This is a genomic window from Bartonella sp. AP19HLJMH (assembly GCF_042196245.1).
In the GTDB taxonomy this organism is placed as follows: domain Bacteria; phylum Pseudomonadota; class Alphaproteobacteria; order Rhizobiales; family Rhizobiaceae; genus Bartonella.
This window is the reverse complement of the sequence record NZ_JBHIPX010000003.1, coordinates 13,767-31,298: the sequence shown is the minus strand read 5'-3', so window position 1 is coordinate 31,298 and position 17,532 is coordinate 13,767. Positions and strand designations below refer to the sequence as shown.

Below are 17,532 nucleotides of genomic sequence, written 5' to 3'. Positions count from 1 at the left end.
AGGGACTCCCCTTGCTTTGTGCGAAGGAGAAATATCATCAGAACAAATAAAAAAAAGAAATTGTAAAAGTGTCACTTCATACACCGACATTGGAACTTGAAACCCCTCATTGGCATGAATTGCCAGAAACTTTCCGTCAATTTGTTCTCATTCATTGCGTTTAGAAGCGTGCATTTTTTTCATTTAGAGATGCTGCTGTAGTTTAAGCGCTTTGGTCAATAAGCGGCGGCTTTATCTTGAACGATGATAATCCAGTGGGAAAATAAATTGAATTACTGAAAACAGCTTTTGGGCGTTCTGAGAAGAATAGCTCCTTGCTTCTTTCTTACGATATTTAGAGCAGTATACCCATTTTTTTTACAACCGAAATTTCACAATTAAAACTAATCTAGAGTGTTTTTTTCTGCCTAATTTCTATTTGGCGTAGAAATATCTTGAGCTTATAGCTTAGAGGGGGTGTATAAGTATTGATTTCGAATATGGCATGGGATGGAGTATGGTTGGTTTTGTGGGAAATCGACTTTGGTTGATTGCAGCTGGAACACTTTCTGTTGATCTATCGTGTGATTTTGTTTTGGCTCTGAGATAGAGCAGGGGCTTGTACATCAATTTATTTATGCTCTATAATTTATGCCTATAAAGCTGCTGTAAAGTGTGTGTTAATGAGGATGATACACATTGTTGCAGTTTTGGGGCTTCTTTTGTTTTGAATGGAAGTTATTTTTCCTCGCGTAAAATAAAATATCCAAAATAAAGTGCCATATAATGAATGCCCCATGGGTTCCCTGTGCCCCCATGCAATGTCCCTCTCTACGCAATGTCATTGTGGTGTGATGAGTATACTCAAAAACACCTCTCAGTTCTTATTCACATTCGTTGAGCCTCTCTCATTTTTACGCTTGCAAAGGAAAAAGCCGGCACTATCATCATCTTTGCCAGTCCCCAATGTTGCAACAGCTTTTGGAACTTGAGACAATTCATTAGAGGCATTTTTAGTCCTTTCTTGTACAGTTTCACTCTATACGGCAATCCCACGTTTCATATGTAAGAGAATGGTTTTGATTGCTTCAATATAAACAGATTTGTAATGAGAAAATCTTAGGATATTCGGGATTCTTATGCAACATACAAAATAATTAATTATCTTTGTAAATCAATGTGTTGAGTTATTGTGGTAGCGTCATGCTATAATGTAAAAAGTTTCCGTAAAGTGTATACTATCCATTGCATAGCCTCTTTATACTTATGAATGTGCAATCCAGCACTGATCTATTTGCTCGTTTGCGATGTTTAACCATTATGGCATTGGAAATGATACAGAAAGGGAATTTTTATGCTTTAGAGGGTGCTTGATAAGGTGCTTGCTTGTGATGTGTGAATGGTTTTGATTGATTTCAGTTATGCTTCATGAAGTGTGTTCCATAAAGATGCTGTTCGTTGTGTGTTATAATTGTATAAATTTGGGGGATATGATTATCTTTTTACTGGTTTTGTCTTGGGTTGCTGGTTTCTTTGTGGTCTTGTCTTTATTCACATCTTTATTCACAGGGGGGAAAAGTGTATAGACTGTAGTTTATGGCAGAGACGATTCGTATTATAGGCATTGATCCCGGATTACGGCGTACAGGGTGGGGCGTTATCGATGTTGCGGGTAATCGTCTTCAGTTTATTGCAGCAGGGACGGTTTCTTCTGATGTACAGTGTGAGCTGGCTTCCAGACTATGTCAGATCCACAAAGGTCTTTCAGAGGTTGTGCATCAATTTATGCCCCATGAAGCTGCTGTAGAACATGTGTTTGTCAACAAAGATGCTACAGCAACTTTAAAACTTGGGCAAGCGCGTGCAATTGCACTGCTGGTTCCTGCGCAAGCAAATCTTCCTGTTTTTGAATATGCGCCCAACAAAGTGAAAAAATCAGTTATTGGGGTTGGACATGGGGCTAAAGAACAAATCCATATGATGGTCAAAGTTCTTCTCCCACGGGCTGAATTTGATAGCAGTGATGCGGCTGATGCTCTTGCTCTTGCTCTTTGTCATAGTATGCACCGTAACAGTATTGACCGATCTTATCAGGCAAGGATGGCGATATGAGTGGGGTGGAAGCATGATTGGCAAATTAAAGGGCACTCTTGAACATATCTTTGATGATCATATCCTTCTTGATGTTCACGGTGTGGGGTATGTTGTTTTTGTGTCAAATCGGCTGCGTCCTTCTTTACCCTCTGTTGGGGAGGCGTTAAGCCTTTTTATTGAAACGCATGTTCGGGAAGACGCAATCCGCCTTTTTGGTTTTGCTACAAGAGCTGAACAGGAGTGGTTTTGTCTTCTACAAAATGTTCCTGGAGTAGGGGCAAAGGTTGCTTTGGCAATCTTGGGTACTTTATCGCCAGATGAACTTGCACAGGCTATTGCTTTAAACGATGTTGCGATGATTAGTCGAGCGCCAGGCGTTGGTAAAAAAGTCAGTGAAAGAATTGTGGGTGAACTGAAAAGTAAAACACTCCCCTTTGAACAAGCTGTCAAGACTGTTTCGGTTTCTCAGCGTGAGATGACCAATCAACCTGCGCATGATGCGCTTTCCGCGTTGATGAAGCTAGGGTTTGAACGGGAGCATGCATCTCGTGCTCTTGCTCTTGCGATGAATGCTCTTGAGGGGGAAACTGTTTCTTCTGCCCTGCTGATCCGCCATAGTCTCAAATTGCTTTCTTCTCCTACTTAAAATCAAGGTAACAATGCATAAAGATGAAGATAAACGCCTTCTGGGTTCCGCCCCCCTTCCTAACGATCCAGATCGTTCCTTGAGGCCACAAGTTCTCGATGACTTTATTGGTCAAGAAGCGGCGCGGGCTAATTTAAAAATATTTATTGAAGCAGCAAAAACGCGGCAAGAAGCGCTGGATCACGTTTTGTTTGTAGGGCCACCGGGGTTGGGAAAAACAACGCTTTCACAGATTATGGCAAAAGAATTAGGCGTTAATTTTCGCTCTACTTCAGGGCCGGTCATTGCTAAAGCAGGAGATTTAGCCGCTCTCTTGACCAATCTTGAAGAACGTGATGTCTTGTTTATTGATGAAATTCATCGCTTAAATCCGGCGATTGAGGAAATTCTTTATCCAGCCATGGAAGATTATCAACTTGATTTGATCATTGGGGAGGGGCCGGCCGCACGCTCGGTGAAAATTGATCTGGCTAAATTTACTTTGGTGGCAGCAACCACACGTTTGGGGCTTTTAACCACACCTCTACGAGACCGTTTTGGCATCCCAATTCGTCTCAATTTTTATACGATAGAAGAATTGGAATATATTGTGCAGCGTAATGCACGACTTTTTGCCGTTAAGATCAGTGATGATGGTGCTCATGAAATTGCACGCCGAGCACGCGGGACGCCTCGTATTGCCGGACGGCTTTTACGGCGCGTTTGTGATTTTGCTCTGGTTAAACAGGCAAAACAAATTGACCAAAAAATCGCCGATGAAGCCCTTTCGCGCCTTGAGGTTGATCATCTTGGGCTTGATCCGCTTGACCGCCGCTACTTGCTCCTGATTGCGGAAACTTTTTTAGGGGGACCGGTGGGGATTGAAACAATTGCTGCTGCTTTATCAGAACCACGCGATGCCATTGAAGATATTGTTGAACCGTATTTGCTCCAACAAGGTTTTATTCAAAGAACCGCTCGTGGACGCATTCTAACTGAAAAGGCTTGGAGCCATTTAGGGCTTTCTGCTCCAGCTTCTACAACGTCTATACAAAGGCGTTCTCAACTTTCTGATGCTCAAGACAATTCATCACTTCAGACATCTTTATGGGATGGGGAAGATGACTAAGGCATTCTCTTTGTTAAAAGAAACTATGTGAATATTTTATAGCAAGGTCATAAAATACAAGAGACGTGCCTTCTTTTAGCATATTCTGGCTAAAAAGGTTTGGCACTATTAAAGATTTTTTGCTTTTCACAACTTCAACACAAAAATGTGTTCAATCTTTTGATTGATAGATAATTTGCTATATTAGATGATTTTATGGGATATGAAGTCGATGACAGAAATAACACCTTTTAAGAGCAATCATACAAACGCTTTTCATAATTTTCAGGTCCGCGTTTATGTTGCGGATACAGATTTTTCCGGTGTAGTTTATCATGCGCGTTATCTTGAGTTTTTTGAACGAGGACGTTCAGAGTTTTTACGGGATACCGGTTTTAATAATAAGATGTTAGCAGCAGGGGGTGAGGGGGAAAAACTGTTTTTTGTTGTTCGTCATATGGAAATTAATTTTTCAAGACCCGCTAAAATTGATCATCTTTTAGTCGTTAAAACACGTGTTACTCATATCCAAGGGGCACGCTTTTTTATGGAGCAATCTATTTTGCATGAGATGACTACGTTGGTAACAGCCAAAGTTGAAATTGCTCTGATTAATGAGGAGGCAAAACCGCGACGTTTACCCAAAGAACTTTTTGCAAAAATGCTTGGTTAAAAGTGTTATTCATTGAATTAGCAGTTTCAGGAGAGATCAGCAGATATAAAGTAATCTACAATCTAAGACTATACATTTATCATAGCCTAGATGTTTTCTAACAAGGTTACACGATACAGCAAAAGAAAGCACCTCTGCTACAACACTACAATAAATTGAAGATGATATTTCACAAAATTAAACACGCCTCATCCATGTTATGATTCAAAAACAATGTCGCCTCATCCATTTTCTGCTATAAACTCAAGATATTTTCTTTCTTTTGAAGAAAGGTTTGTTGGCATCGGAAAGCAGCGAAAAAGTACAAAATATAAAAAGAAATAAAAATGGATTAAGATTTATTTTTATAAAAATGCACATACCCAGCGCAATATTGCAATAAAGTGATAATAAGCCATTAGGTCGAAAATTGTCTCAAAACACCCAAAGGGTGTTTTTAAGCAATTTGATTTGTTTTTTTACTGGATTGTCATTTGGCATCACAAGAGCGCGTGTTTCATCCATTTCTATCTATAATGCATCACTTTATGTGCTATAATGCGCGATTTATGTGCGCTTCTAAGCGTAGTAAATGAGTGAGAGATCAATGTATACAAAGCAGAAATGCATTCTTGATTTAAAGTTTCAAAAGCATATTATTCTATATAATATATTGACTTAGAAAGATATATTATCACTTCTTACGGGCACAAACCCTAATAGAGGAAGAGAATAAAATACTTTCATTTCAAATCTGTTCATGTTGAAACAATTAAAATCATTTGCTTACACATCATAAGAGAACAATATAAATCATTGAAAAAATTGTAAAAATGTTTTTTATGGATCATTCTCAATGCAATAATGATCAAATATCGCAAGTGAGCAAAGAGAGCGAAGAAGCCGGTTTTCATGAAGTAAAGATGTGAAAAGGCTTTTTTCATGTCACGGAAGCTTGTACGTTATATCATGGTGCCAGAGAGATGATAGGCATTGAAAGGGGCTAATTCACAACACAATGAGATTACATGAGACTTACACTAGATTATATAGGACTTATAATAGGGGTGCATGGGGGAGGCGCATTGTTGTGAGGTGTTGTAGGGTGGTTTAGTGTCGTTTTTTGTGCCCGATGGTGTACCCCGTATTCAATTCGATGGAAAATGAGAGAAATAATAGCCTGAGGCAAAGCGTTATCTTTTATGATGATAACATATTTATTTACAATGATAATTCATTGCGTTGTCACTTTCAGATAATTCTGAAACTTGTAAGATTTTTTCTTTTCAAGCTCTATTGCTGCGAATTAATTAAAAACATTTTCTTACATGTCACAAGCGGGGTTGATGAGTGGGTACAAAAACACTTAAGAAAGGAATAAAATGCTTCTTATGAATCTTTTCAAGTGCTAAGACTTATCGCTGTATTTTAAGCTTAAAACGCGTATGATGATTTAGCGTTCTTTTCATAAGCGTAAAGATGGTGGTGCATAATAGATTTTATATCATGCATTTTTATATCTTTTATTTTTATAGCATTTATGGAGAAATCCTTATCGTTATATTTTTCATAAATGCTGTTGTGAAATGAGGGGGGTGTGCATTGAGGGATGTCTCTCGTCATCACTTTTTAAGGAAATTTAAGAAACAAGTCTTGTTTTAGCGCATGGATTTATGTGAAACTAAAGTCTTTACTTAAATTTAGAAACTATAAAATAATCTGTTTTATAAAACTTTTAAAAATACACCTTTCATTTAGAGGGATAAAAATTATGCCGCATGGTGAACTAACAAATCCGGAAACAATTGGAATGTTGCATTTGTTTATGCAAGCGAGTTGGATCGTGAAAGGTGTTATGATTGGGTTGCTGCTCGCTTCCATCTGGAGTTGGGCAATTATTTTTGATAAAATTTTTACGTATCGGAGAATACGGCGTGAAATAAAGCAGTTTGAACGCACATTTTGGTCTGGCAAAGCGCTAGAAGATCTTTATGCATCATGCAAAAGTCAACGTACCAATAGTATATCCGCAGTTTTTATGGCAGCAATGGTTGAATGGAAAAAATCTCTTGAAAAAGGGACCCATACATCGAAAAGTTTGCAGAGCAGAATTGATAAGGCTATGGATTTGACGCTGGGACGTGAAAGTGAAAAAATAGAATCAAAATTAAGTTTTCTTGCGACATTGGGATCTGCGGGACCTTTTATCGGACTTTTTGGAACAGTTATTGGTATTATGGAGTCTTTTCTTTCTATTTCAGCTTCTCAAAATACGTCACTTGCCATTGTCGCGCCAGGGATTGCAGAAGCGCTTTTGGCAACCGCTATTGGTTTGTTTGCAGCAATTCCAGCCGTTATTGCTTATAACAAGTTGACTCATGAAAGTGCGCGCATCATTGCACAAATAGAAAATTTTGCCGATGAATTTTCAACAATTGTATCGCGGCGTATTGATGAAACACGCACAGCACCTTCCTCTTTATAAAAAGGAGCTTATCCATGGGCGTTTCTGTTGCTTCTTCTTCTCGCAAAAATACACGTAGGCGGCATCATTCACGAAGCCAACTGATGAGTGAGATCAATGTCACTCCTTTTGTGGATGTCATGCTGGTCTTGTTGATTATTTTTATGGTCTCTGCCCCCCTTTTAGTGAACGGTGTTCCTCTAGATTTGCCTCGTAGTCAAGCGGGTCCCGTACGAGCTCAAAAAACACCTCTGACGGTTTCACTTGACGCGCAAGGGCGCTTTGCCATTAATCAAGATTATTATGAAACGTCACAGTCCCTGATTGCACACCTGAAAACTCTTCTGGAAGCAGATTCTACACAAAAAGATCAACGGGTTTTTGTACGGGTTGCTAAAACTGTTGAATATCAGCAAGTATTAAAACTGCTGGCAGATATTCAAAAAGCGGGGTTTTCTCAAGTTGCGTTAGCAAGTTTAGCTCAATAAATAATAAGTAATAAAATTGTGCATAACCGGTTGTTTTTAAGATGTTTTTAAAAGAGCATAGAGTGATTAAAAATGAAAAAATGTAAGGCATAAGTAAGGCATAAAGAATGAACAAAGACTCCTATCATAGTATGAAACGAGGCTTGGCTTTATCCCTTGTGGTCCATGTCATTTTTCTCAGTTGGGGAGCTATTCAGTTTACAAGCTCTGTCTCTTTACCACAACCGTTGGAAGCAATTCCCATCACTCTTGCTCCTTTGGTGGACGAGTTTTCTTCTCAACAAGGAGCCGTGAAGGCTCCTATACGTGCAATCCCTGCCGTCAAACCAACTATGCAACCACAAGAGAAAGAAGATGCACGCCATATTGGAGAGGGACAAATAGATAGTCTTGCACCATTTCAATCAAAGGAAAAGCCGCGTCCCGTTGAAACAGCATCGCCACCATCAAGCGAGAACACATCAGAAACATTTGCACCAGAACTTACAAAACCAGAATTATTAGAAGCAAAAACAGAGGATGCACCCAAGGTTGCACCTGAGATGCCTTTGGAGGCACTGGAGGATGCACCCAAGGTTGCACCTGAGATGCCTTTGGAGGCACCACCGGAGGATGCGCCCAAGGTTGCGCCTGAGACGCCTTTGGAGGCACTGGAGGATGCACCCAAGGTTGCGCCTGAGATGCCTTTGGAGGCACTGGAGGATGCACCCAAGGTTGCACCTGAGATGCCTTTGGAAGCACCACCGGAGGGTGCGCCCAAGGCTGCACCTGAGATGCCTTTGGAGGCACTACCGGAGGATGCGCCCAAGGCTGCACCTGAGACGCCTTTGGAGGTGCCGGAAGATGCCTCTAAGGATGCGCTCAAGCCTGCTCACAAAAATGAAGAAATGATATCGCCAAAAGAATTGGCTCCAACGGTCCCAAAAGTACCAGCAGAGCAGATTGTTCATCAAGCGTCCAAAATTGTACTTCCAGAAAAATCTCTTCTTCCACAGTTTAAACCAAAGTTTGACGAAAAATCTCCAAGGAAGAATGAGACTGCATTGAATCAAAAGACGCCAAAGCTTAACAAGAAAAACCAAGAGAAACAGACCATTGAAGATATTTTAGCTCTGGAGGAAAATAATTTGCTCAATCGTGCGCGGTCACAAGGAGGGGGAGCAAAACGTTCTCATACACCAGAAGCTTTGGGTGCAAGAAAAAATATTAATGATACCACAAAAATGGCACAAACATTGGTCAATATTGCGGGGGGATGTATTCAACAGAAGCTTAAACTTGTGGCGCTTGGCGGCGATTTAAAAAATCGTCCGGTCGTGCGGTTGCGATTTTATTTAGACCGTGAAGGGATGGTTGTGGGCGATCCTATCATTGATCCCGTAAGCGGCCTTGAGAGTCAACAAGCTATTATGATAAGGCAGGTGTATGCTGCTGTCTTTTCATGCCAACCTTATGCAGATCTCCCACGTGATCAATATGATCTATGGGGGCAAGGTTTTGACTTTAATGTTGATCCCCTCCAAGAAATAAGATGATAAACGAGAAAAAAGCGCTTAACGAAAGGACACATTCCATGATGACTATAACGAGACATAAAGTTTTTGCTTGGTTTATTGTCACTTGTGGGTTGTGGCTTTCAAGTATTTCATCGGGTTATGCGCAATTGAAAGGAACTATTTCGAGCGCTGATTTTAATCCCATTCCCATTGCAATTACAGACTTTATTTCCAATGATTCGATTGGGTTGAAAATATCTGCTGTGGTGACAGCTGATCTCGAACGGTCGGGGCTGTTTTTACCGCTTGATAAAGCGAATTTTTTTGAAAACATTTCTAATCCTAATAAACAACCACATTTTGCTTCTTGGCAGAAAATAAAAGCGCAAGGTTTAGTTACTGGGCAAGTCATGAGAGAAATCGATGGACGTTTGAGGGTCGATTTTCGTTTATGGGATGTGTTTGGACAAAGACAATTGAAAGGACGGCGTTTTTATACCGCGACAGAACGTTGGCGGCGTGTGGCACATATGATCGCAGATGAGATCTATAGTGAGATGACAGGAGAAAGTGGTTATTTTGATACAAGGATTGTTTTTATCGATGAAACAGGTCCTCAAAATGCACGCATTAAACGTTTAGCAATGATGGATCAAGATGGAGCAAATTTGATTTATATGTCTGATGGAAGTGAATTGGTGCTTACACCGCGGTTTTCACCAAAAAGACAAGAATTGACCTATATGGCTTACGAGGACAATCAAGTACCTCATGTTTATCTCCAACAAATTGAAATGGGGCAAAGAGAGTTGATCGGAACGTTTAATAACATGACAATTGCTCCGCGTTTTTCTTCTGATGGACAAAAAGTTATCATGAGTTTGTTACAAAATGATGGGAGTGCCAATCTTTACACTATGGATTTACGAACCCGTACGATGACGCGACTTACAACAACTTCTGCTATTGATACTTCTGCTTCTTATTCACCGGATGGAAAACAAATTGTCTTTTCTTCAGATCGTAGTGGAAAGCCGCAAATCTATAAAATGAATGCGGATGGGAGTGATATTCAGCGTATTTCTTCAAACGATGGGAGTTATTCAACACCTATTTGGTCTCCACGGGGTGACTATATCGCCTTTACAAAACAATTAAGCGGACAATTTTCTATCGGTGTTATGCGCCCTGATGGACAAGGAGAACGAATTTTAACCACAGGGTTTCACAATGAAGGACCAACGTGGGCCCCTAATGGTCGTGTGCTGATGTTCTTTCGCAAAAATCCCGGTATGGGACCAAAAATTTATACGATTGATATTACGGGTCGCAATGAACGACAACTCCCTACCCCCAATGATGCTTCAGATCCAGCATGGTCGCCTTTGCTCAATGTACAGTAAAACAAAATGCTTAAAAACAGAATATAGAAGGAATATAGTCTACACAGTCTCAAGTTTAAACAATCTCAATTGTCTTTAATTATTTAAAAGAAGGAATTGATTATAGTGGGTATGGGGAGTTATGTAGATTTCATCTATCATCTACGGTTGTTGATCGATAATGGAATTTCCTTGGGGGAAAATGCTTAAAAAAATTCAAAACAAGACCTTGAAAAAATAGAGTCGAAAATTCTGAGGTCTTTAGATTTCAACTTTTTATTCAAAGTGTCGCTATATATATTTTTTTAAACTTCTTCTTCAATTTTGTTTGTGAAGAGTTTGGTCTTGTCAGGGGGGGCTGTTGCTCTTTGATGTGTTTTATTCAAGTACGCGGTTGTTTTAGATCTGAATCTTGATTGATTGGTAAGAGCAAAAGGACAGATTTTTAAGATAAACGACGTTATTTTAGAAATATACGATGCCATAAAGTTAATGCCATAAAGTCAAAAATTTATCCGCAACGGATTAGAGAGATGTACCGGCTTTTTGTACAATACTTTGCTAAACAATCAGCTCTGGCTTTCCATTTGCTTATTTTTATTCTGTGATGTTGTAAAAACACTGTCCTTTGAAGTGTGGTGATATAGGGCGTATAAATAGGACAAACCTCTTGCTATATTTAAGTGTTTTTTAAGTGCGTAGCGAATATTTAGGGGAGTGCATGTTTGTTGAGCCTTAAGTTTCAAGTGAATTTTATGAGTGATTCGTCATAGGAATACGTCAAGAAACCCCTAATTGTTTAGAGGCTAGATCATTTCATTACTTGAGAGCGGAGAGAGAAGGTTAATCTTAAAGAACAAAAAGATCAAATAGAGAGGGGATATAGGGATAATCTTTGGGGCATGTAAGAAAGGCGTAAGGCTACAGAGTTTTGTATGCTTTCTTTTTGGGATTATGTTTTCTGCGATTGATTGTGGTTTTTTATTGCATCAATGGCTTACCCCGCTATTGACGCGGGGCTTTTATATGTGCGGATAGAGAGGAGAGGTGACAGATGCTTTTGAAGCCCTCATGCATGAAGAGAGGGCTTATGCAAATGATGGCAATTATACAGATAATTTTGCCAAAATCTCATCACTGACATCAAAATTTGCATAAACATTTTGCACATCATCATCTTCTTCTAATGTTGAAATTAGTCGTAAAACGGACAAAGCTTTTTCTTCATCTATTGGTGCAAGGGTGGTGGCTTTCCAAATCGTTTTAATCGATTCTGCTTCACCAAGTTTTGCTTCAAGTGTTTTGGAAACTTCACCAATATCTTCAAATGCGCAGGTAATATGATGTCCGGTTTCTTCTGATTGCACATCTTCGGCACCGGCTTCAATTGCTGCATCCATGATGTTATCGGCTGTTCCTGCTTCTGGCTTATAGATTATTTCACCAATCCGATTAAACATGAAACTGACCGATCCTGTTTCCCCTAAGGCTCCTCCTGATTTTGTGAAGGCGGCGCGCACATTTGAAGCGGTGCGGTTGCGGTTATCAGTTAAAGCTTCAACAATGACGGCAACGCCACCTGGTCCATAGCCCTCATAGCGTACTTCATCATAATTTTCGACATCGGCGCCTGACGCTTTTTTAATCGCGCGTTCAATATTATCTTTCGGCATCGATTGTGCTTTGGCATTTTGAACAGCCAGCCTTAAACGTGGATTCATGGCTGGATCAGGAGCACCTTGTTTTGCTGCTACGGTAATTTCGCGCGCAAGCTTAGAAAATATTTTCGAGCGCATTGCATCTTGACGCCCTTTACGGTGCATAATATTTTTAAATTGTGAATGGCCTGCCATAGTTTTCCTTCCTATTTGAGGGCTTTCTTTCCAGTTGGATACTCTTTAGAATTTAAGACGATAAAGCACGCATCCCACCAGAATAAATGTGCCACAGCATGAGGTGAAATAATCGAATAAACCCTTTATAAGAAAATTCATCTTAAAGGTAAAGACACCTTAGTTGAGGATCATTACAAGAGAGATCTCTTGTCGTTGAGCAAAAATAACGCTATAACAGAATGTAATCTCATAGCAAAATGGTTTATTCCATGCCTCGCTTTGTTTTAGGAGTGGTTGGAGAGACCTAAACATATAAAAAAGTTCCAGTGCTCTTGAGTGGGCGGTAACCTGCCTCATAGAAGAGGCGCAGAAGAGGATTTATAAAAATGGCAACGCAACTTTTGATGCCCAAAGCAACAGCTGTTTGGTTGGTTGATAATACAGCTCTTTCTTTTGATCAGATTGCAGAATTTTGTAAATTGCATGTCTTGGAAGTAAAAGCTATTGCCGATGGTGATGCGGCTTATGGTATTAAAGGTTTAGATCCGATTAGTTCTGGGCAATTGACGCGCAGTGAAATTGCACGGGTGGAGGCTGATCAAAACGCACGATTGAAAATTTCTCAATCGAGGGTGCATATTCCTGAAAAAAAACGTAAAGGGGCGCGCTATATCCCTCTTTCTCGACGCCAAGATCGTCCCAATGGTATCCTATGGTTGGTTACGAACCATCCCGAGTTGAAAGATGCGCAAATTGCACGGTTGATTGGGACAACAAAAGCGACAATTGAACAAATCCGCCTTAGAACCCATTGGAATAGTGCAAATTTGGTTCCTCTTGATCCTGTAGGACTTGGTTTGTGTTCGCAAATCGATTTAGATTTTGAGCTCCAGCGTGCGGCGAAAAATCGTCCTGTTGCAGCAGAAGAAGATAGGTCGTTGCTTCCCGCTTCTGTGACGGAAAACGCTGCTCTAGAGGAAAATGAGAGTGAAGAAAATCTGCATAAGACTTTTGACGCTGATAAAGTTTTTGCAAAGCTGAACGCGCTGCAAAAAAATCGTCAAGATCAAGATGATGCATAAAAAGCCATGACGCATAAGGGAAACATTTCTTATGGAAATGTTAGAGGAATGGCTGAAGAGAAGAAAAATTGGCAGAGACTTAAAAGTAAAAATGAGGACGAAAAAACAGAAAAAATTTCTTCTTCATTAGGAATTAACGGTTATTCTTAAAAATATTTTTAAGAATTGACCCTTCTTTACGAAATTCAAGGAGAAACGGACTATGCGCTCTACCAAAAAAACCATCTCTCATTCCTTAGCTATCCTCTTTCTTTTCTCACTATGCCTGGGTGGGTGTGGCAAAAAAAATGTTGGTGCACTTAACGGTATGAATGGCGCTTATATGAATGATGCTGGTTTGAATCAGGTGTCACCAGGCTCAGGACAAGAATTTACGGTTAATGTGGGTGATCGCGTGTTTTTTGGTCTCGATTCTTCTTCACTTGATGCTGATGCTGAACGTATTTTAACGCGCCAAGCAGAATGGTTGCTTCATTATCCTTATTATTCTATTATGATCGAAGGTCATGCTGATGAGAGGGGAACACGTGAATATAACTTGGCACTTGGACAGCGCCGTGCTGTTGCTGTGCGAAACTATTTGGTGTCTCTTGGTGTGTCCGCACAACGGATTCAAACAATTTCTTACGGAAAAGAAAGACCTGTAGCAGTATGTGATGATATTTCCTGTTGGAATCAAAATCGACGTGCTGTGACAACGTTGAGTGACATGAATAATCATTAAAAAGAAGATTGTTTGTTTCAACTATTCAATAAGCTCTTAAGGGGAAAAAAGAATGTATCGTAAAATCAATTGGAAAACACTCTTTTATATGGGGGTTTTCATAGCTTGTTCTACTTCACTTGTTCAAAGTGCGGCACGAAAGGCTTCCGAATATCCTGCACATGATACGGATAAAGTTGATGCAGTTGATAAGGCAACTGATGACGTGAAGAAAGCACCTGAAGCAGCCGATAAAGCAGCATCTGATGCGGCGGAAAAAGCCACTGATGCAGTTGATAAGGCAACTGATGACGTGAAGAAAGCGCCTGAAGCAGCCGATAAAGCAGCATCTGATGTGATAGAAAAAGCCACTGACGCTGTTAATAAGGCTGTTGATGCTGTGAAGGAAGCACCTGAAGCAGCTGATAAAGCAGCATCTGATGTGATAGAAAAAGCCACTGACGCTGTTAATAAGGCTGTTGATGCTGTGAAGGAAGCTCCTGAAGCAGCCGATAAAGCAGCATCTAGCGCGGTGGAAAAAGCTACTGACGCTGTTAATAAGGCAACTGATGCAGTGAAGAAAGCACCTGAAGCAGCTGATAAAGCAGCATCTAGCGCGGTGGAAAAAGCTACTGACGCTGTTAATAAGGCTGTCGATGCTGTGAAGGAAGCTCCTGAAGCAGCTGATAAAGCAGCATCTGATGTGATAGAAAAAGCCACTGACGCTGTTGATAAGGCTGTTGATGCTGTTAAAGAAGCGCCTGAAGCAGCCGATAAAGCAGCATCTGATGTGATAGAAAAAGCCACTGACGCTGTTGATAAGGCTGTTGATGCTGTTAAAGAAGCGCCTGAAGCAGCCGATAAAGCAGCATCTGATGTGATAGAAAAAGCCACTGACGCCGTTAATAAGGCTGTTGATGCTGTGAAGGAAGCACCTGAAGCAGCTGATAAAGCAGCATCTAGCGCGGTGGAAAAAGCCACTGACGCTGTTGATAAGGCTGTTGATGCTGTGAAGGAAGCACCTGAAGCAGCCGATAAAGCAGCATCTAGCGCGGTGGAAAAAGCCACTGACGCTGTTAATAAGGCTGTTGATGCTGTGAGAGAAGCACCTGAAGCAGCCGATAAAGCAGCGTCTAGCGCGGTGGAAAAAGCCACTGACGCTGTTAATAAGGCTGTTGATGCTGTGAAAGAAGCACCTGAAGCAGCCGATAAAGCAGCATCTAGCGCGGTGGAAAAAGCCACTGACGCTGTTAATAAGGCTGTTGATGCTGTGAAAGAAGCACCTGAAGCAGCTGATAAAGCAGCATCTGATGTGGTGGAAAAAGCTACTAGTGTTGCGGAGCACCAAGGGATTATTTTAGAGAATCAACAGGCTTTATTTAAAGATTATGATTTAGATAAGCTTTTGCATAAGATACGAATGGTGCTTGAGCATAACAGTTTAAAAAATGTTAACAAGCAGTTTCACGAGCTTTTTGATACAGAAGCCTCTTCTGTTTATTCTTGTTCTTTTGAAAAGTCTGCTGTAGATGAAAAATCTCAGACTGTAAAAGAAGAGATGGAGCAGGACCATAGTACAGGTGACCATACAAAGGTTGCTGCTGTGGAAGCTAAGGTGGAGAGCCATGACCATGAAAACAGTCAACCTTTTAACAAAGCGCATGAAGTAAGTGCTCCAATTGAAGCACATCAGAGTGACAATCTTTCTTCTTCTAAAGCTTTGTATAAGGAAGGGTATGATTTTATTCGTTCTGCTAACTATGTTGATGCTGAAAAAAGCTTTTGCGCTTTTCAAAATCGTTACAAAAAAGATTCTTTGAGTGATGATGCTTTATTTTGGTTGGCCGAATCTTTGTTGGGGCAAAAACGCTATCATGAAGCAGCACAAGTTTATCTTACCGCATGGTATGCAGATAAAAAGAAGCTCTATACCTCCGAGATTTTACTGAAATTAGCAAGAAGTATGGTCGCTCTTGAGCCAAATAAAGACGATTGTGCTCATTTTGTGAAAAAATCAAAACGTCAACAAACATTAGCATCTGTTTTTTGTAAACCTGCAAAATAAACAGCGAGGTCGTTTTCGGTGTGCGTTAGACTGGCAAGAAATCTCTTTAAAACATCGGATTTTATTCAATGTCAGAAGTTGATTCTTGCCGTCTCAGGGGGAAGTGATTCTTTGGCTTTGATGTTTTTGGTCAAAGAGCATTTGGAAACACTCGTATTTCCTCCAGAAATGATTGTTGTCACGGTTGATCATCAATTGCGTAAAGAATCGATGCGTGAAGCAGAAACTGTTGCGAAAATTTGTCGTGTCCATGATATTCAACATATCACTGTGCGATGGGAAGGCGAAAAGCCAAAGACGCATATTGCTTCCAGCGCGCGTGTTGCACGCTATGATCTCTTGGTTAAAGAAGCACAAAAACAAGGCGCATCACTTATTATGACGGGGCATACACTCAATGATCAGGTTGAGACCTATCATATGCGGTATCAACGTCTCCAAAAGAATAGAGGTGCTTTATATAGTGAAGCTGTTGCCATGTGCGATGAGGTTTATGCCAGTGGTTTTGCTGGTGCTTTGCGCGGTGAAGCCGAGGGTATACGTGATGAGGATCATACCAGAAAAACAAAAAAAAATATTGCCGAAAAAAACTATGGTCCCCTTTATGAGCGTGGTTTATCCTGTATTCCGCGTGAGGCGTTGTTGCATAGAAAAGTGCGTTTGATTCGGCCACTCCTTGGTGTAAAACGCCAAACATTACGGAATTATTTACGCTTACAAGGACAAACATGGATTGATGATCCAACCAATGAAGATCGCAATTTTGAACGTGTGCGCGTGCGTCAATCTCTTTCTCCACAAAAATTGGCTTATATTGCTCAAAAAATAAATGAAGCCGCATTGCAGCGTCGTCAACAAGCCAAAAATATTGCTGATTTGATCTTAGCGCTGGATATTACTGTCCAACATGGGCGTTGTTTCATAGCAAAGCCTGCGCTGTTTTTACAGAAACATTCCAGTTTTCCTTTTGTGGTGGGGCTCTTTGCTGTGCTGATGGGAGGGGGATTTTATTTGCTCCCCAATCAGAAATTAAGCATGCTTGTTCAAAAACTCTGTCTCGATTCTTCAGAAAAGCGGCGTTTTACTTATGCGGGCTCTGTTATTGAATATAACAAGCAGGGAATTTCTTTGTGGCGTGAAGGGCGAAATATGAAAGAGGCTATTGTTGAGCCAGATAAAACTTTTATATGGGATGGGCGCTATCATATCACAAATCATGGATATGAGGCTATAAAGGTTGGAGCCGCAAATTTAGAACAGCTGAAATTTTTATTAAAAAATAGCGATTTTGAGCTTGAAAAGCCTCATTTTCCCTCTTTACAATCGCTGCTGATGATCTCAAATCATAAAGGGTATGATATTCCAGAGTTGATTTCTCAAGCAGTTGTTCATAAACATGTTATCGTCAAGCGGATTATGGCACCTTTCGATTGGCTTTCCTCACGAGAAGATGCTGCCTTGGTGAATGTTGTGGAACCTTTTTTTAATATTGAGGTGAAAAGATAAAGGAAAATTACTCTAAAAGAAAATAAACAGCTTCTCATCCCTTGGCAAGGGGC

14 protein-coding genes and 1 pseudogene are annotated in these 17,532 nt (G+C 40.4%); 14 read left to right on the top strand and 1 reads right to left on the bottom strand.

Going from position 1 to position 17,532, the window contains the following annotated elements:
* Positions 1-22 precede the first annotated feature (22 nt).
* The 9 genes and pseudogenes from ACFINR_RS02690 to tolB all read left to right on the top strand — a co-directional run.
* A pseudogene (locus tag ACFINR_RS02690) lies at positions 23-266 on the top strand (DUF1465 domain-containing protein); the annotation flags it as partial.
* A 1,309-nt stretch (positions 267-1,575) separates the two neighbouring features.
* Complete coding sequence (gene ruvC / locus ACFINR_RS02685) at positions 1,576-2,091, top strand: crossover junction endodeoxyribonuclease RuvC (RefSeq protein ID WP_375613206.1); 516 nt, start codon at positions 1,576-1,578, stop codon at positions 2,089-2,091.
* Positions 2,092-2,104: 13 nt separating this feature from the next.
* Entirely contained in the window at positions 2,105-2,719 is a 615-nt protein-coding gene (ruvA, locus tag ACFINR_RS02680; protein ID WP_375611757.1) for a Holliday junction branch migration protein RuvA, read from the top strand.
* 13 nt (positions 2,720-2,732) lie between these two features.
* Positions 2,733-3,827, top strand: coding sequence for a Holliday junction branch migration DNA helicase RuvB (gene ruvB, locus ACFINR_RS02675; RefSeq protein ID WP_375613207.1), 1,095 nt, complete (start codon positions 2,733-2,735; stop codon positions 3,825-3,827).
* Positions 3,828-4,038: 211 nt separating this feature from the next.
* Positions 4,039-4,479: a tol-pal system-associated acyl-CoA thioesterase gene (gene ybgC, locus ACFINR_RS02670; RefSeq protein WP_375611759.1), complete on the top strand. Its 441-nt coding sequence runs from the start codon at positions 4,039-4,041 to the stop codon at positions 4,477-4,479.
* A 1,750-nt stretch (positions 4,480-6,229) separates the two neighbouring features.
* A complete protein-coding gene (tolQ, locus tag ACFINR_RS02665; RefSeq protein WP_375606538.1) occupies positions 6,230-6,943 on the top strand; it encodes a protein TolQ in 714 nt (237 codons plus the stop codon).
* A gap of 14 nt (positions 6,944-6,957) precedes the next feature.
* Complete coding sequence (tolR, locus tag ACFINR_RS02660; RefSeq protein ID WP_375652443.1) at positions 6,958-7,410, top strand: protein TolR; 453 nt, start codon at positions 6,958-6,960, stop codon at positions 7,408-7,410.
* A gap of 107 nt (positions 7,411-7,517) precedes the next feature.
* Positions 7,518-8,945, top strand: a complete 1,428-nt coding sequence (locus ACFINR_RS02655) for a cell envelope biogenesis protein TolA (protein ID WP_375652442.1) — start codon at positions 7,518-7,520, stop codon at positions 8,943-8,945.
* 38 nt (positions 8,946-8,983) lie between these two features.
* On the top strand, positions 8,984-10,309 hold the full coding sequence (tolB, locus tag ACFINR_RS02650) for a Tol-Pal system beta propeller repeat protein TolB (RefSeq protein ID WP_375611763.1): 1,326 nt from the start codon (positions 8,984-8,986) through the stop codon (positions 10,307-10,309).
* Positions 10,310-11,394: 1,085 nt separating this feature from the next.
* On the opposite strand, the gene ACFINR_RS02645 is transcribed toward tolB, so the two are convergent.
* Positions 11,395-12,141: a YebC/PmpR family DNA-binding transcriptional regulator gene (locus tag ACFINR_RS02645; protein ID WP_254492472.1), complete on the bottom strand. Its 747-nt coding sequence runs from the start codon at positions 12,139-12,141 to the stop codon at positions 11,395-11,397.
* A 368-nt stretch (positions 12,142-12,509) separates the two neighbouring features.
* Between ACFINR_RS02645 and ACFINR_RS02640 the strand changes: the two genes are divergently transcribed.
* Genes ACFINR_RS02640 through tilS form a run of 5 tightly spaced genes read left to right on the top strand, consistent with a single transcriptional unit; the run spans position 12,510 to position 17,479 of the window.
* Complete coding sequence (locus tag ACFINR_RS02640) at positions 12,510-13,205, top strand: DUF1013 domain-containing protein (RefSeq protein WP_375611764.1); 696 nt, start codon at positions 12,510-12,512, stop codon at positions 13,203-13,205.
* Positions 13,206-13,211: 6 nt separating this feature from the next.
* Positions 13,212-13,355, top strand: coding sequence for a hypothetical protein (locus tag ACFINR_RS02635; RefSeq protein WP_375613210.1), 144 nt, complete (start codon positions 13,212-13,214; stop codon positions 13,353-13,355).
* A 52-nt stretch (positions 13,356-13,407) separates the two neighbouring features.
* A complete protein-coding gene (pal, locus tag ACFINR_RS02630) occupies positions 13,408-13,929 on the top strand; it encodes a peptidoglycan-associated lipoprotein Pal (protein ID WP_375611765.1) in 522 nt (173 codons plus the stop codon).
* A gap of 52 nt (positions 13,930-13,981) precedes the next feature.
* The gene (locus ACFINR_RS02625) at positions 13,982-15,973 is read left to right on the top strand and encodes a tol-pal system protein (protein WP_375652440.1); all 1,992 of its coding nucleotides are present in this window, start codon (positions 13,982-13,984) and stop codon (positions 15,971-15,973) included.
* Between the two features lie 18 nt (positions 15,974-15,991).
* Positions 15,992-17,479 carry a tRNA lysidine(34) synthetase TilS gene (gene tilS, locus ACFINR_RS02620; protein ID WP_375652439.1) on the top strand — a complete coding sequence of 496 codons (1,488 nt, stop codon included), beginning with the start codon at positions 15,992-15,994 and terminating at the stop codon, positions 17,477-17,479.
* The last annotated feature ends 53 nt before the right edge of the window (positions 17,480-17,532 follow it).